General features: G+C 70.9%; 17 protein-coding genes. 9 read left to right on the forward strand and 8 right to left on the reverse strand.

Annotated features, from left to right (window positions below):
* Window positions 1–3 precede the first annotated feature (3 nt).
* Both xylB and ACWEOO_RS24830 read left to right on the forward strand, forming a co-directional pair.
* Window positions 4–1,461 (forward strand): xylulokinase, encoded by a 1,458-nt coding sequence (xylB, locus tag ACWEOO_RS24825; protein ID WP_452145029.1) that lies wholly within the window; start codon window positions 4–6, stop codon window positions 1,459–1,461.
* A gap of 31 nt (window positions 1,462–1,492) precedes the next feature.
* Complete coding sequence (locus ACWEOO_RS24830) at window positions 1,493–1,990, forward strand: YkvA family protein (protein WP_452145030.1); 498 nt, start codon at window positions 1,493–1,495, stop codon at window positions 1,988–1,990.
* Here ACWEOO_RS24830 and ACWEOO_RS24835 read toward each other — a convergent pair.
* A complete protein-coding gene (locus ACWEOO_RS24835; protein ID WP_452145031.1) occupies window positions 1,974–2,231 on the reverse strand; it encodes a hypothetical protein in 258 nt (85 codons plus the stop codon). The two genes, ACWEOO_RS24830 and ACWEOO_RS24835, sit on opposite strands and share 17 nt — an antisense overlap.
* On the reverse strand, window positions 2,228–2,479 hold the full coding sequence (locus ACWEOO_RS24840) for a hypothetical protein (RefSeq protein ID WP_452145032.1): 252 nt from the start codon (window positions 2,477–2,479) through the stop codon (window positions 2,228–2,230). Before ACWEOO_RS24840 ends, ACWEOO_RS24835 begins: the two co-directional genes overlap by 4 nt.
* Window positions 2,480–2,561: 82 nt before the next feature.
* On the opposite strand from ACWEOO_RS24840, the gene ACWEOO_RS24845 reads away from it, so the two are divergent.
* Window positions 2,562–3,437 (forward strand): LysR family transcriptional regulator, encoded by an 876-nt coding sequence (locus ACWEOO_RS24845; protein WP_452145033.1) that lies wholly within the window; start codon window positions 2,562–2,564, stop codon window positions 3,435–3,437.
* On the opposite strand, the gene ACWEOO_RS24850 is transcribed toward ACWEOO_RS24845, so the two are convergent.
* Window positions 3,434–4,129 (reverse strand): TetR/AcrR family transcriptional regulator C-terminal domain-containing protein, encoded by a 696-nt coding sequence (locus ACWEOO_RS24850; protein WP_452145034.1) that lies wholly within the window; start codon window positions 4,127–4,129, stop codon window positions 3,434–3,436. The genes ACWEOO_RS24845 and ACWEOO_RS24850 overlap by 4 nt on opposite strands.
* A 68-nt stretch (window positions 4,130–4,197) precedes the next feature.
* Between ACWEOO_RS24850 and ACWEOO_RS24855 the strand changes: the two genes are divergently transcribed.
* Genes ACWEOO_RS24855 through pepN form a run of 3 tightly spaced genes read left to right on the forward strand, consistent with a single transcriptional unit; the run spans window position 4,198 to window position 8,131 of the window.
* A complete protein-coding gene (locus ACWEOO_RS24855) occupies window positions 4,198–5,277 on the forward strand; it encodes an FAD-dependent oxidoreductase (RefSeq protein WP_452145035.1) in 1,080 nt (359 codons plus the stop codon).
* A gap of 9 nt (window positions 5,278–5,286) precedes the next feature.
* Entirely contained in the window at window positions 5,287–5,679 is a 393-nt protein-coding gene (locus ACWEOO_RS24860; RefSeq protein ID WP_452145036.1) for a hypothetical protein, read from the forward strand.
* 10 nt (window positions 5,680–5,689) lie between these two features.
* Window positions 5,690–8,131, forward strand: coding sequence for an aminopeptidase N (gene pepN / locus ACWEOO_RS24865; RefSeq protein ID WP_452145037.1), 2,442 nt, complete (start codon window positions 5,690–5,692; stop codon window positions 8,129–8,131).
* A gap of 1 nt (window position 8,132) precedes the next feature.
* Here pepN and ACWEOO_RS24870 read toward each other — a convergent pair whose 3' ends face one another.
* The gene (locus ACWEOO_RS24870; RefSeq protein WP_359941710.1) at window positions 8,133–8,672 is read right to left on the reverse strand and encodes an RNA polymerase sigma factor; all 540 of its coding nucleotides are present in this window, start codon (window positions 8,670–8,672) and stop codon (window positions 8,133–8,135) included.
* Between the two features lie 160 nt (window positions 8,673–8,832).
* Here ACWEOO_RS24870 and ACWEOO_RS24875 point away from each other — a divergent pair, with 160 nt between their 5' ends.
* Window positions 8,833–9,852, forward strand: coding sequence for a serine/threonine-protein kinase (locus tag ACWEOO_RS24875; protein WP_452145038.1), 1,020 nt, complete (start codon window positions 8,833–8,835; stop codon window positions 9,850–9,852).
* Window positions 9,853–9,869: 17 nt separating this feature from the next.
* Window positions 9,870–10,466 (forward strand): hypothetical protein, encoded by a 597-nt coding sequence (locus ACWEOO_RS24880; RefSeq protein ID WP_452145039.1) that lies wholly within the window; start codon window positions 9,870–9,872, stop codon window positions 10,464–10,466.
* Here the strand turns inward: ACWEOO_RS24880 and ACWEOO_RS24885 are convergent, their stop codons facing one another.
* The 4 genes from ACWEOO_RS24885 to deoC are packed head-to-tail and all read right to left on the reverse strand — an operon-like array spanning window position 10,467 to window position 14,741.
* Entirely contained in the window at window positions 10,467–11,480 is a 1,014-nt protein-coding gene (locus ACWEOO_RS24885) for a S66 family peptidase (RefSeq protein WP_452145040.1), read from the reverse strand. It abuts the gene before it with no gap.
* Window positions 11,481–12,353, reverse strand: a complete 873-nt coding sequence (locus ACWEOO_RS24890) for an aldehyde dehydrogenase family protein (protein WP_452145041.1) — start codon at window positions 12,351–12,353, stop codon at window positions 11,481–11,483. It abuts the gene before it with no gap.
* Window positions 12,343–13,779 (reverse strand): aldehyde dehydrogenase family protein, encoded by a 1,437-nt coding sequence (locus ACWEOO_RS24895; protein ID WP_452145042.1) that lies wholly within the window; start codon window positions 13,777–13,779, stop codon window positions 12,343–12,345. The genes ACWEOO_RS24890 and ACWEOO_RS24895 overlap by 11 nt, the downstream gene beginning before the upstream one ends.
* A 5-nt stretch (window positions 13,780–13,784) precedes the next feature.
* Complete coding sequence (gene deoC, locus ACWEOO_RS24900; protein WP_355696380.1) at window positions 13,785–14,741, reverse strand: deoxyribose-phosphate aldolase; 957 nt, start codon at window positions 14,739–14,741, stop codon at window positions 13,785–13,787.
* A 58-nt stretch (window positions 14,742–14,799) separates the two neighbouring features.
* Between deoC and ACWEOO_RS24905 the strand changes: the two genes are divergently transcribed.
* Entirely contained in the window at window positions 14,800–15,360 is a 561-nt protein-coding gene (locus tag ACWEOO_RS24905) for a PH domain-containing protein (RefSeq protein WP_452145043.1), read from the forward strand.
* The last annotated feature ends 2 nt before the right edge of the window (window positions 15,361–15,362 follow it).

The following is a 15,362-nucleotide window of genomic DNA, read 5'->3' on the forward strand; positions in this document are numbered from 1 at the left end:
TCCATGACTGAGCTGAGGCTGGTGGCCGGGGTGGACTGCTCCACCCAGGCCACCAAGGTTCTGGTGTGCGACGCCGAGACCGGAGAGGTCGTCCGCGAGGGGCGGGCGCCGCACCCGGACGCCACCCAGGTCGACCCGGCCGAGTGGTGGAACGCGTGGGAGATCGCGTCCGACGGGCTGCTCGACGGGGTCGAGGCGATCGCGATCGGCGGCCAGCAGCACGGCATGGTCCTGCTCGACGAAGCCGGTGAGGTCGTCCACCCGGCCGTCCTGTGGAACGACACCAGCTCCGCCGACGCCACCACGGAACTGATCGCCGAGCTCGGCGGCGCCCAGGCGTGGGCCGAGGCCGTCGGCTCCGTCCCGGTCCCGTCTTTCACCGTCACCAAACTGCGCTGGCTCAGAGACGAAGCCGCCCGCGAGGCCGGCGCGGATGCTGCTCTGCGGCGCGAGGCCGTGCGGCGGGCTGCTGCGGTCGTGCTGCCGCACGACTGGATGACGCACCGGCTGGCGGCGGACCGGTCCGGGATCGACGGGATCACCACGGACCGTGGGGATGCTTCCGGGACCGGTTGGTGGTCGCCGACCACCAACAGTTACCGGACCGATCTGGTCGAGCTCGCCTTCGGTCGCCAACTGGCTCTTCCGCGCGTGGCGGGCCCGGCGGAGATCGTCGGGCAGACGGCCTTCGGTGCGGCGATCGCGGCCGGCACCGGTGACAACGCTGCGGCCGCGCTCGGCCTGGACCTCCAGCCCGGCGACGTCGCGGTCTCCCTCGGCACCAGCGGCACGGCGTTCGCGCGCTCCGCCCACCCGACCGCGGACCCGACCGGTCTCGTGGCCGGCTTCGCGGACGCTACCGGTGAGTACCTGCCGCTGGTCTGCACGCTCAACGCGGCCCGCGTGATGTCCGCGACCGCCCAGATGCTCGGCCTGGAGCTGCCGGCCTTCGACGAGGCCGCGATCAGCTCGCCGGGCAGCGACGGACTGGTCCTGCTGCCGTTCCTGGACGGCGAACGGACGCCGGACCTGCCGCACTCGACCGGCCTGATCTACGGCCTCACCCGGGCGACCATGCAGCCCGCGACGATGGCCCGCGCCGCGGTCGAGGGCCTGCTGTGCGGTCTCGCCGACGCCGTCGACGCGCTCCGCGACCAGGGCCTCCCGGTGCAGCGCGTCCTGCTCCTCGGCGGCGGCGCCCGCTCCCGCGCCGTACAGGCTCTCGCCCCGGCCCTGCTCGGCGCGGAGGTCGTCCTCCCGGAGCCGGCCGAGTACGTCGCCCTCGGCGCCGCCCGGCAGGCGGCGTGGGCCCTGTCCGGCGCGGCCACCCCGCCCACCTGGCAGGTTCCGGTCGGCAAACCCGAGCCCGCGATCACCGTCGACGCGCCCGCGATCCGAGCCAACTACGCCCAGGTCCTCGGCAACACCCGCCCGCTGCTCTCCCAGCCCTACAACCAGTAGTCCGTCACGCGCTGACGTCTACAGTGGGCTGATGGTGTACTTCGGTGCGGTGCTCGGGCTGATCGGGCTGCTGACGTTGCTGGTCCGCGACGATGACGTCGTCGGGCTGCCCGCCGTCGCGGTCGGGATCGGGCTGCTCGTCATCGGTGCCGTGGTCGGTGCGCTGGGCGTGCTGCGCCGGCGCGCTGTCCGGCGGCGGAAGATCGCGAACGGCGAGCCGGTCCCGGTCGGCACTGTGTTCGACCGGGCGAAGGCGCTGCCGCGGCTGCTCCGGGACGTCCGCCGGGGGACGTACGCCGATCTGCCGAAGAGCCGGACGTTCCTGTGGGTGCTCGCGCTCGTGTATCTGGTGTCGCCCATCGACATCCTGCCGGACCTGCTGCCGATCATTGGTGTCACCGACGACGCGGGGGTCGCGGTCTGGCTGCTCACCAGCGTGTCGACCGCAGCGGGCCTGTATCTGCGCAAGGAGCGCGAGCAACTCCCGCATCAGTCGCCGAGCGGTCGCCGGTCTACAGGCGGCGCCTGACCCAGTCGGCCACGTCCCCGGCGGCTTCCTCCGGGTGCTCGTAGGCGAAGCGTTGCAGCGGATCCGCGGGCGGCTCGCACGAGCCGAGCCGGTCCGCGGCGGCGACCAGCTGCCGAGCAGCCGCGAGGACCCGCGCCGCCTGGGCCGCCGCCTCCACCGGATCGTCCAGCCCGACCGCCGCGGCCGCCAGGTCCGCGACCTCGCAGGCCTGGTACGCCATGGCCAGCTGCGCACGATTCATCCGAACGCCCGGACGAAGAACAGACCGGTCATCAGGACCGCCGTACCGAGGACCAGCCCGCGGAGCATCGTCGGTGGCAGCCGCCGGACGACATGCGCTCCGCCGTACCGGCCGAGCACCGCACCCGCCAGCAGGGCGACCAGGTGCAGCGGCTGCGCGAGTACGTCGGCCGCGAACACGAAGCTCCCGCCGCCGCCGACGGCATTGAGCGCGCCGGCGGCGACACCGGCCAGGAGGATCAGCAGCACCCTTCGAGGATCCGGGTCCGGCGCGCACTCCACAATGCGCGATCCCCATAGCCAGCCTTAGCCTGAGACGTAGGCTAATGACATGCGGTACGACCTGGACGATCTCCGGCTGTTCACCCACGTCGCGGCGGAAGGCTCGATCACCGGCGGCGCGCGGCTGATGCACCTCAGTCTGCCTTCGGCCAGTGCGCGGGTCAGAGCACTCGAAGCGCAGGCCGGCGTACCGCTGCTGGTGCGCGAGCGACGCGGCGTCCGGCTCACGCCCGCCGGCGCCACGCTCGCCCGGCACGCCCGTGAGGTGCTCGCCGAGACGATCCGGCTGGACGGCGCGGTCGCGTCGTACGCCGGGTCGCGCGCGGCGCCGATCCGCCTGGTTGCGGGCGGGTCTGCGATGCACCAGCTGGTCCCGCTCGCACTGGCCACGTTCCTCCGCGACCATCCGGAGTACGACGTGAACGTGAGCGAGCGCCGGACGATCCGCAGCGTCCGGCTGCTCGCGGCCGGTGAGGCGGATCTCGGCGTGATCCTCGACGACGAGCCGACCCAGCTCCGGACCGAACCGCTGGCCGACGACTCGCTGGTGGTGATCGGGCAGGCCGGCGGCATCCTCGCCGGCCGGGCCTCGATCGCGTACGCCGAGGTGGCCGAGCATCCCCTCGTCGGTCTCGACCGGCACTCGCCGCTCAGCCAGTGGATGGACGACCGCCTCGGCCCGCACGCGCCGGCCCCGCGCTACCGCACGCTGGTGCCGACCCTGCACGCCTTGATCACGCTCGCCACCGCCGGCGCCGGCCTCGCCGTCGTACCGCGCCGAGCCGTGAACGCCACGGCCGCCGCGGAAGTCTGCCCGCTCCAGGATTCCTGGTCACGCCGGGCCCATCTGCTGTGCTACGCCGCCGACGCACCGGAAGCCACCCACCTGCTCGCGTCCCACCTGCACGCGGCGGCCGACGGCTAGCGCGACGCCATGCCTTCGACGAGGTAGTCCAGGCCGAGCTCGAACACCTCGGACGCGGTCAGGTGCCGGGCGCCGCGCACCGACTCGCCCAGCCGCGGATAGTGGCCGGTGGCAAGCATCCGCTGGAGGTACGGCCCGAACGTGTGCTGCCATTGCTCTTTGTCCAGCCCGCTCGCCCGCTCGGCGCGACGCTCCGCGACTTCCTTGCGGACGGCGCCGACCAGGTAGACGCTCAGCGTCTCCATCGCGCCGGCCCTGGCGTCGAGGTCGTCCACGCCGGATGCGTGCAGCGCGGCATGGCACGCCTCGGCGTGGGCCAGGGTTGCCGGACCGAGGTGTGGCCGGCCGCCGTGCAGGTCTGCGAACCACTCATGCCGTAGGGCGGCGTCGCGGACCCCGTGGGCGATCGAGCGCAGGACGTCGCCCGCTGTCGATCCGGTGGGCGCCGGGATCTCGGCGTACACCGCGTCGGCCATCAGCGCGAGCAGCTCGTCCTTGGTGTCGACGTACCGGTACAGGCGCATCGGGCCGGCGTCGAGCGCGGCGGCGACCTTCCGCAGCGATACGGCGTCCAGGCCGTCCGCGTCCGCGAGCGTGATGGCGGCGCGGACGATCCGCTCCCGGCTGAGCGGGCTCGGGGCCTGTCGCTCGGGAGGCTCCGGCCGTTCCCAGATCACGGATTCGTTCGGCACCCGGTGAACGATACACTGCCCCTGCCGATACAGTGTATCGACTCATACGGCGTATCGAGAGGAGAAGCATGATCGCGATCATCGGCGGGGGTCCTGGTGGGCTCACGCTCGCCCGGGTGCTGCACGTCCACGGCGTCGCAGCCGTGGTGTACGAGCGGGACGCCTCGCGCGACGCCCGCGACCAGGGCAGCATGCTCGACCTGCATACCGACACCGGCCAGGCCGCCCTGCGCGCGGCCGGTTTGGAGCAGGAGTTCTTGCGCCACGCCCGCCGCGAGGGGCAGGACATGCGCATGTTCGACTTCACGGGTGCCCTGCTGCTCCAGGAAGACACCCCCGACGACGCGCCGATGGCGCGGCCGGAGATCGACCGTGCCGACCTGCGGGATCTGCTGCTGCGATCGCTGCCGGCGGACACCGTCCGCTGGGGGAGCGCGTTCCAGTACGCCGACGGCCACACCCTGCACTTCGCCGACGGCAGTACGGCGACCTGCGACCTGCTCGTCGGTGCCGACGGCGCCAACTCGCGTGTCCGCCCGCTGCTGACCGACGTCCGGCCCGAGCACACCGGCAGCATCTCGATCCTGAGCGCGATCCACGACGCCGACCGCACCCAGCCCGAGCTGGCGGCCATGGTCGGCCGGGGCAACTTCTGGGCCTTCGGGCCGGATCGGCGGCTGGCCGCGCAACGCAACGGGAACGGCACCATCACGGTCGGGGTCTCGCTGCAGGGCCCGCCCGACTTCGATCCGCCCGCGGTCGGCGAACTGCTCGACGGTTGGGCGCCGCAGTTCCAGCGACTGCTCGCTGCGTGCGACGAGCCGTTCGTGGTGCGTCCGCTGTCCGTCCTGCCGATCGGTCTGACGTGGCCGCGCCGGCCAGGCGTCACGCTGCTCGGTGACGCCGCCCATCTGATGCCACCGGTCGGCGAGGGGGCGAATCACGCCATGCTCGACGGCGCCGAACTCGCCCGGGCCATCGCGGCGCACCCAGGTGACGTGGAGGCGGCGCTCGACGAGTACGAGCCGGCCATGTTCGCTCGCGCCGCCGAGACCGCCCGCCGCTCGGCGGCGGCCGCCGAGCTGCTGACCGGCCCGGACGCCGGCGAGAAGGTACTGCGGTTCTTCTCGCCCGAGCCCGCCGACTAGCCTTCAGGCATGAGCGCGGACGAGGTCGGCATCCCCCTGCAGGCGTTCGACGCGTTGCTGCACAGCCCCAACGTGCCGACCGTCTGCCGGGCGCTGAACATGTACCAGGTGGCCGCGGCGTACACGCGGTTGAGCGGCGGCAACCCGCTCGAACCGCTGGCCGGCGACGTCCGCCAGGTGGCGCTCGAGATCCTGTCCCGGCCGCCGGTGGAGGCGAGCGAGGACATCAAGGCCGGCTTCGACCACCTGAGCGCCCTGAATGTCCTGACGACGTTGGCCGAGCCCGACGACGCCGAACTGCTCTCGGGACTGCTGGAGCGGGCGACGGACGAGCAGATCCGCGCGGTCGCTTCGCTGGCAGCAGACACCGCGCGGCGGAAGGCGACCGGCGCGGCGGGATAGCGTGCTGTGCATGCGCGCGCTGACAGTTGAAGAGGCCCGGCAACGGGCGGCAGACCTTGCCCTACGGTCGTACGAGATCGCGTTCGACCTGACCGGTGCCGGGGACACGTTCGTGACGACCAGCCGGATCCGGTTCGGGGCGACGAGCGCCGGCAGCTGGGTGGACGTGAAACCCGAGCGGCTGCTCGGCGTCGAGCTCAACGGGCAGGTCCTGGACCCGCTGCTGCTGGACGGCGGCCGGTATCCGTTGAGCGATCTCCGGGCGGAGAACGAGCTCGTGGTCACCGCCGAGATGAAGTACTCCGCCGACGGCGAGGGCCTCGTCCGGTCCGTCGATGCCGCGGACGGCCGCGTCTACACGTACGGCATGTCCTCACTCGAGTCCGCGCCGCGGTACTTCCCGTGCTTCGACCAGCCCGACCTCAAAGCGCCGTACACCGTGACCGTGAAGTGCCCCGAGGACTGGGTGGTCCTCGGGAACGGCGCCGCCACCCGCACCGCGCCCGGCGAGTGGGCGCTCGCCGAGACCAAGCCGCTGTCGACGTACTTCGTCACGGTCGTGGCCGGGCCGTACCACCAGATCCGCTCCGAGCACGACGGGATCCCGCTCGGCCTCGCCTGCCGGCAGTCGTTGAAGGAGCACCTCGAGCGCGACGCGGAGGACCTGTTCCGGACGACGCGCGAGGCGTTCGACGAGTATCACCGGCTGTTCCGGCAGCGGTACCCGTTCGGCGAGTACTGGCAGGCGTTCGTGCCGGACTTCAACCTCGGCGCGATGGAGAACCCCGGGTGCGTGACGTTCGCGGACGGCCTGGTGTACCGCGGGCAGGCGACCGAGGCGGAGCGCAGTACCCGGGCCCGGATCGTCGTGCACGAGATGGCGCACATGTGGTTCGGCGACCTGGTCACGATGAAGTGGTGGAACGACATGTGGCTGAACGAGTCGTTCGCCGAGTACATGGCGCACCGGGTGTCGGAGGACGCGACCAGCTACGCCGGCAACTGGACCGACTTCGCGTTCGTGCGGAAGTGGTGGGGGCTGCACACGGACCAGACCAGCTCCACCCATCCCGTGGCGCCGGACAGTCTGAAGGATGCGCGGCAGTCGCTCGACGACTTCGACGGGATCTCCTACGCGAAGGGCGCGGCGGTGCTGAAGCAGCTCGCCAAATACCTGGGTGACGACGTGTTCCTCAAGGGGGTGAACGCGCATCTGGAGGCGCACGAGTACGGGAACGCGGATCTGGCCGAGTTCATCGACAAGCTCACCGAGGCGGGAGCGCGCGACCTGGATGCTTGGTCCGGCCAATGGTTGCGGACGTCCGGGCTGGACACGATTTCCGCCGAGCGGACGGCGGCCGGGGCCGTACTGCACCGTTCGAGCCCGGACGAGTCGCGGCGGTTGCACAAGCTGAGCGTCGGCGGGTACGCCGCGGACGGATCGGGGACCCCGGTCGACGTGGTTCTCGACCAGGACTCGGTCGAAGTTGCGATAGGCAACGATGCCGCCGTGGTCGTGCCGGACGCCGAGGACGACACCTGGGCGAAGATCCGGCTCGACGCGACCAGTCTGGCCAATCTGCCGGTGGTGCTGCCGACGATCGGCGACGGGACCACGCGGGCGGTGGTGTGGAACTCGGTGCGGGACTCGGTCGCGGATGCGGAGCTGGATCCGCGGCGGGCGCTCGAGTTGTTCGTGGCGGTGCTTCCGCAGGAGACGAGCGATATCGCGGTCGGATCTCTCGTGCAGTGGCTCGAGAACCGGCTGCTCGGGCGGTACCTGGACTACGACGAGTACCACGGCGTGGCGGCCGACGCGTTGCGCGACAAGCTGGCGCGGACCGCGCCGGGGAGCAGCCTGCAACTGGTGACCGTGCGGGGCCTGATCGCGAGCACGGACGACGCCGGCCTGCTGACCTCCTGGTTGCAGGGCACCGCCGGCCCGGACGGGTTGGAGATCGACGCGGACCTGCGCTGGGCGATCGTCCTGCGGCTGGTGCGGCTCGGGGCGTACGGCGCCGCGGAGATCGACGCCGAACTGGCACGCGACCGCTCCACCGAAGGCGTGAACCAGGCGGCCCGCTGCCGCGCCGCGCTGCCCGACGGCAAGGAGGCGGCCTGGACTCGGATCATGACCGACCCGACCGTCGGCGTGAAGGAACTCCTCGCCGCGGCGGAGGGTTTCTGGCACCCGATCCAGGCCGCCGCGACAGCGCCGTACGAGCGCCGCTACTTCACCGACATCGCGCACACCGGCGAGATCCGGTCCGGCATGGTCCTCGGGCTCACCGCTCACCGCGTCGCGCCGCGCTTCAGCGTCGACCCGGAGCTGATCGCGCCGGCCGAGGCCCTGATCGCGGACGAGGCCGTGGTGTCCGGCATCCGCCGTCAGACCGCGGACTTCCTCGACGACCTGCGCCGCGCCGTCGAGGTACGGCGTACCTTCGGCTGAGTCAGCGGACGGTGAGACGTTCCGCGACGGCCTTGCGGGCCTGGTGGATCCGGGCCTTCACGGTGCCGAGCGGAACGTCCAGCTCATCGGCGATCTCGGCGTACGACAGCGCGCCGAGGTCGCGCAGGACGAGCGGCTGGACGAGCTGCGGGTGACTCGACTCGAGGGCCTCCAGCGCCTCGAGGAGGTCGAGCCGCGAACCGGCGATGACGGAGGTGGTTCGCGGGTCGACCGATTCCGGCAGCACCTCGGCGGACTGCTCGACCGAGCGGCGCTTCAGCGACCGGTAGGTCTGCCGCGCCTGGTTGGTGGCCACGATCGTCACCCAGCCCGCGAAGCTGCCGGTGCCCTTGAAGGTGTGCACCTTGTTCGCGACCTGCAGCAGGGTGTCCTGGACCGCCTCCTCGGCGTCCTCCCGGTACGGCAGGAACTTGGCCACCCGGCGCTGCACCTGCGGCCGGATGGCCTGAAGAAGTTGTGGAAGCACCGTCTGGTCCCCGGCCGCAGCCCGAGCCGCGAGTTCTTCCAACTCCTCGGTCATGGGGCCTCCCGGTCTGGACTGAGGAGCGCAGGGAGCGAAGCGACCGGAGCGACGAGGGAAGACCGGGAGTTCCAGCCCCATGACCCGCCGCGCCGGAGGCGTGGCATTAATACCGTCATGCTCCCCCTCTTGAACTGGTTTGTAGCCGACAATAGCCGGGATGGATGTCATCGGGCGGTACCGGTTACGGGACAAGATCGGCGCGGGCGCGTTCGCCACCGTCTGGCGCGGTTACGACGACGACCTGGACGTCGACGTCGCCGTCAAGGTGCTCGCGGACAACTGGGCGTCGCGCGCCGACGTCCGCGAGCGCTTCCTGTCCGAGGCGCGGCTGATGCGGCGGATCTCCAGCGACCGCGTGGTCCGGGTGTTCGACCTCGGCAAGCTGCCGGACGGCCGTCCGTACTTCGTGATGGACTACGTCGGCGGCGGCACCATCGGGGATGTCCTGAAGCGCGGGCCGCTCGACGCGGTGGACGCGCTCTGGTGGGGCGCGGACCTGGCGCGCGCGGTGGCCGCATTGCACAGTGAGGGGGTCGTGCACCGCGACGTCACCCCGGCGAACCTGCTGCTCCGGCCGGGTGACGAGTCCGGCGGCGGCACGCACCGGATCGTGCTCGCCGACCTGGGCCTGGCGAAACGGGCCGCCGAGGCGTCCGGACTCACCCAGGCCGTCGGTACCCCGTCGTACATGGCGCCCGAGCAGGGCCGCGGTGACGGCGGATTCGACGAGCGCGCGGACATCTACGCGGTCGGCGCGGTCACGTACGCACTGGTCACCGGCCATCCGCCGTACTCCGCCGGCTCGATCGGCGACGTGCTGAACCGTGACCCGGACCTGCCGCCGCCGAGCCTGCGCCCGATGCTGCACGAGTCGGTCGGGCAGCTCGACGACATTTTCGCGCGGACGCTGGCCTACCGCGTGACGGACCGCTGGGAGCGCGCGGACACGCTGGCCGAGCGCCTGGAGGCGGAGGCGTACCGGCTGGAGCAGGAGGCGCCGTTGCGGGCCTCCGAGCGGACCACGATCACCGACGACGCCATCGACACGACCGATACGACCGTCGCGGCCGACCCGCCGGTCCGGCGACGGCGCCGGCGGCGCGCGTGGTTCCTCCTCGCGCTGCCCGTGGTGTTCGTCGCGGCAGGCGTCGGCGGATGGTTCCTCTTCGGGATGTGACTGCATAGAGTAGTCGTATGGCTACTTACTGCAGTATTGCGGTGACTCTTGCCTTGTTGACCCCGGCAGCGCCGCCTGTCGCCACTTATGCCTGTCGCGCCGATACCAAGTTCGGCCGGCACACCGTCTCGCTGCGGCAGGCCGTCGACGCACTGGCGCCGGCCGTCGTCCCTGCCAACTCGCGCTTCACCGTCGCCGTCCACCTGCAACCCGGCACGCTCCCGAGCGAGGTGAAGGGCTTCAAGCTGAAGGAGGTCCGCGACCTCGTGCTGCGCATCCCGGTGCCGGCGAACTCGTCCTACCTCAGCGCCCGCCTCACCGGCGGCTCCGGCCTCAACTCCACTCCCACTGTGCAGCTCGAGGGAAACACCGCGGTCGTCAAGGTCGCCGGTCCGATCCCGGGCGGCGCGAGCTACGAACTCCCGGCGCTGAGCGTCCGCCTGAAATCCGGCCGCGCCGGCACCACCATCGAGACCAAGCTCAAGGGAACCAGCTACGACGATCCCGGCCTCACCTTGCAGGCCAAGATCAAGTGGAAGTTCGTCACCACATCCGCACCGGTCGCCTGCTACCCGGACCCGAACCCGGCTCTGACCCGCACAGCAGTGCGGTAGTCAGTAGGTGACCGTGATCCGCTGCGCGGCCGGGTCGACGCGCACGGGTCCGCCGTACGGGAGGACGAGCATCGGGTCGGTGTGACCGATGTCGAGGCCCTTCACGACCACCGCGTCCGGGTTGTACTCCGCGAGTGCGCGGTCGACGGCGATGTACTGGTCGGCGACGTACGCGACCGACTGCTCCGGCGTCATCGTCCGATCCAGCGCCCGGGATTTCGGGCGCCCCCAGAGCACCGCGTCGAAGCGTTCCAGCAGGCCGCGCTCGCCGAGGTTGCGGAGCATCCAGTAGACGTGCTCCGACGACGGCAGCTCCTCGCTGGTCTCACCGAACAGCACCCCGCCGTACGACTCGGTGGGCAGCATCCAGCGGTTCGCGGCGAGTTGCCAGTCGAGAATCTCGATGCAGCCGCCCCAGAGCTTCCCGGTCACCTCGCGCGTGCCGCTCCAGGTCCAGCCGGTGCCGGGGAACAACGGCGGCTCGGTCTCGAGGTTCGCCGGGACACTCCAGTCGTGGTCGACGTCGGTCCAGCCCGCGGCAGGTGTCAGCTCGAACTCGCCGCCGCCGAAGATCGCCGCACGCAACGCCCGTTCGGTGTCCGGGTGCATCGCGCCGCCGCGGCCGAACTGCACCATGACGCTGCCGCCGTAGTAGCCCGGCAGGCCCAGCGAATACAGGAAGTTCAGCAGGTTGGTGTTGTCGCTGTAGCCGAAGAACGGCTTGGGATCGGCCGCGAAGACCGCCGGGTCCAGATGCTTCAGCACGGTGAGCTGGTCGGAGCCGCCGATCGATGCGAAGACCGCACGGATCGACGGGTCCGACCAGGCCGCGTGCAGGTCGGCGGCGCGCTCCGCGGGGGAGGTCCGCAGCTTCCGGGTGGTCGGGTACTCGACTGGGTCGAGCCCGAAGTCCTCCCGCATCCGGCGCAGACCGAGTTCGAACGGACCCGGGAAGATCTCCGGCAACCCTCCGGACGGCGAGACGATCGCGACCCGGTCACCACGCTTCAGCACTCAGACTCCGATCGGGTGCCAGACGGTCTTCAGCTCGAGGTACTGCGTGAGGCGCGACAGGCCCTGGTCCGCGGTCCAGTCCTCCTCGGCGGGACGGCGTACCCGCTTGAGGTTGCCGGCCGCGGCGATCTCCAGGTCGCGGGCCTCGTCCTCGGACTCGATGCCGCACAGGTCGATCGCGTTCACGTCCTGGTGCGACGCCAGCCACGGCCCGATCTCGGACGCCGACCCGGTGAGGATGTTGACCACGCCGCCCGGTACGTCGGAGGTCGCCATCACCTCGCCCAGCGTCACGGCCGGCAGCGGCCGCTCGAACGACGAGACCGCGACGACCGTGTTGCCGGACACGATCGCGGGCGCGATCACACTGGTCAGACCGAGCAGGCTGGAGTCCTGCGGCGCGAGCACCGCGACCACGCCGGTTGCCTCGGGCAACGAGAAGTCGAAGTACGGCCCGGCCACCGGGTTGCTGGAGCCGACCACCTGGGCGAGCTTGTCGGCCCAGCCCGCGTACCAGACCCAGCGGTCGATCGCCGCGTCCACGACCGCGCGGGCCTTGGAGATCGACAACCCTTCGGACGCGGAGACCTCGGCACTGAACTGCTGGTGCCGGCCCTCCATCACCTCGGCGATCCGGTACAGCACCTGACCGCGGTTGTACGCCGTCCGCGCGTGCCAGCCGCCGAACGCCTTGCGGGCCGCCACCACGGCGTCGCGAGCGTCCTTCCGGGAGGCCTGCGACGCGTTGGCGAGGAACTTGCCCTTGGCATTGGACACGACGTAGGACCGGCCGGATTCGCTGCGCGGGAAGCCGCCGCCGATGTACAGCTTGTAGGTCTTACGCACTTCGAGCCGCTGAGTCTCAGTGGGCAAGGTAGGCCTCCAGACCGTGGCGACCGCCCTCGCGGCCGTAGCCCGACTCCTTGTAGCCGCCGAACGGCGACGCCGGGTCGAAGCGGTTGAACGTGTTCGCCCAGACCACGCCGGCGCGCAGCTGGTTGGCCATCCAGAGGATCCGGGAGCCCTTCTCGGTCCAGATCCCGGCGGACAGCCCGAACGGGGTGTTGTTCGCCTTCTCGACCGCCTCGGCCGGGGTGCGGAAGGTCAGCACCGACAGCACCGGGCCGAAGATCTCCTCGCGGGCGATTCGGTGCGCCTGCGAGACGCCGGTGAACACCGTCGGCGGGAACCAGTAGCCGTTGGCCGGCAGCTCGCACTCCGGCGACCAGCGCTCGGCGCCCTCGTCCTCGCCGATCTGCGACAGTTCGCGGATCTTCGCCAGCTGGGCCGCCGAGTTGATCGCGCCGATGTCGGTGTTCTTGTCCAGCGGGTCGCCGACCCGCAGCGTCTCCATCCGGCACTTCAGCCGGCCGAGCACCTCGTCGTACACGCTCTCCTGGACCAGCAGCCGCGAACCCGCGCAGCAGACGTGGCCCTGGTTGAAGAAGATGCCGTTGACAATGCCCTCGATCGTCTGGTCGATCGGCGCGTCCTCGAAGACGATGTTCGCAGCCTTGCCGCCGAGCTCCAGAGTCACGGCCTTGTGCGTGCCGGCCACCGACTTGGCGATCGCCCGGCCGACCTCGGTGGAGCCGGTGAACGCGACCTTGTCGACATCCGGGTGCTCAACCAGGGCCTGACCGGTGCGGCCGGCGCCGGTGACGATGTTCACCACGCCCGGCGGCAGGTCGGCCTGCTGACAGATCTCCGCGAACGCCAGCGCGGTCAGCGGTGTGGTCTCGGCCGGCTTCAGCACGACGGTGTTGCCGGCCGCCAGCGCGGGCGCGATCTTCCAGGCCAGCATCAGCATCGGGAAGTTCCACGGGATCACCTGACCGGCAACGCCCCACGGCCGCGGGTCGTCGCCGACACCGGCGTACTCGAGCTTGTCGGCCCAGCCCGCGTAGTAGAAGAAGTGCGCGGCCACCAACGGGATGTCGACGTCGCGGGACTCGCGGATCGGCTTGCCGTTGTCCAGCGACTCCAGCACCGCGAGCTCGCGCGAGCGCTCCTGGATCAGCCGGGCGATCCGGAACAGGTACTTCGCCCGGTCCCTGCCGCTCATCGGGCCCCAGACCTTGTCGAACGCCTTGCGGGCGGCGCGAACCGCCTTGTCGACGTCGGCGGGACCGGCCTCGCTGACCTCGGCCAGGACCTCCTCGGAGGCCGGCGAAACGGTCTTGAACGGCTTGCCGTCGGTCGCCTCGACGAACTGGCCGTTGACGAACAGCCCGTACGACGACTTGATGTCCACGATCGCGCGCGACTCGGGCGCGGGTGCGTACTCGAATCTGCTCATGCCTGTCAGTCCAAGGTGAAGTAGTCGGGGCCCGGGTAGTGCCCGGTGGCCAGCTTGGTGCGTTGCATCAGCAGGTCGTTCAGCAGGCTGGAGGCGCCGAAGCGGAAGAGTTCCGGGTCCAGCCAGTCCGGTCCGGCCGTCTCGTTGACCGTGACCAGGTACTTGATCGCGTCCTTCGCGGTCCGGATCCCGCCGGCCGGCTTGACGCCGATGTGCAGGCCGGTGGTCTCGTGGTAGTCGCGGACCGCCTCCAGCATCACCAGGGTGACCGGCAACGTGGCCGCGGGGGACACCTTGCCGGTGGAGGTCTTGATGAAGTCCGCACCGGCCAGCATCGCCAGCCAGGACGCCCGCCGGACGTTGTCGTAGGTGACCAGCTCACCGGTCTCCAGGATCACCTTCAGGTGCGCGTCGCCGGCCGCCTCGCGGATCGCGGCGATCTCGTCGAACACCATGCCGTAGCGGCCCGACAGGAAGGCGCCGCGGTCGATCACCATGTCGACCTCGTCGGCGCCGGCCGCCACCGCGTCCTTGGTGTCCTGGATCTTGATCGCGAGGCTGGATCGCCCGCTGGGGAAGGCGGTGGCGACACTCGCGACGTTGATCCCGGAGCCGTTCAGCTCCCGCTTCGCGGTGGCGACCAGGTCCGGGTACACACAGACCGCGGCCACCTGCGGGGTCGACGGGTCGGACGGGTCGGGCCGCTTCGCCTTGGCGCACAGGGCCCGCACCTTGCCGGGGGTGTCCTGGCCTTCGAGCGTGGTCAGGTCGATCATCCGGATCGCCAGGTCCAGCGCGTACTGCTTCGCGGTGGTCTTGATCGACCGGGTGCTCAGGGTGGCGGCGCGGGCCTCCGCGCCGACCTGGTCGACGCCCGGCAGCCCGAGCAGGAACCGGCGCAGCCGGTCCTCGGACGAGGTCACGTCGGCCAGTGTGTCGACGCCGCTGTCGAGTGTGGTCACCCCTGGGAGTCTAGTGCCGATCCTAGTGCCGGTACCGCGGGCCGGTTACTTTGTGCGGGTGAAGTCGAAATCGCCCGAGAGCGAGCAGTACCTGTCCGCGTCGAACCGGATCACCGGGGCCATCGTGCTGGTGATCGGCGCGCTCGGCCTGCTCGACGTGCTGCTGGAGTGGCGGACCACGACCGGCCTGATGGTGTCCGCGATCATCGGGATGTTCATGGTGCTGGCCTACGTCGGCCTGATCCGCCCCTCGGTCACCCTCAGCCCGGAGAACGTGCTGCTGCGTAACCACCTGCGCGACCACCGGATCCCGTGGTCGAAGGTGACCGGCGTCGACGTGACCGACATCCTCCGGGTGCACGTCGACGGCGGCCGGTTCCGCGCCCCCGGCGTCCAGCTGGTCATGCGCGACCTCCGCAAGCAGCGGGTCGGCAGTCGGAAAGCCAACGCGGAGAGCTCGATCTCCAAGGCCGAGTTCGTCGTGAACCGCATCGAGACCCACCAGGAGCAGTACGCCGCGACATCCGGCGGCGAGATCCAGAACACCTGGGCGGTGCCGGAGCTGGCGCTCTTCGGAGTGCTGGCCGTGATCGCCGTCGTGGCGGCCGTGGTCCGCTGAGC

Source organism: Kribbella sp. NPDC004138, from assembly GCF_053603655.1.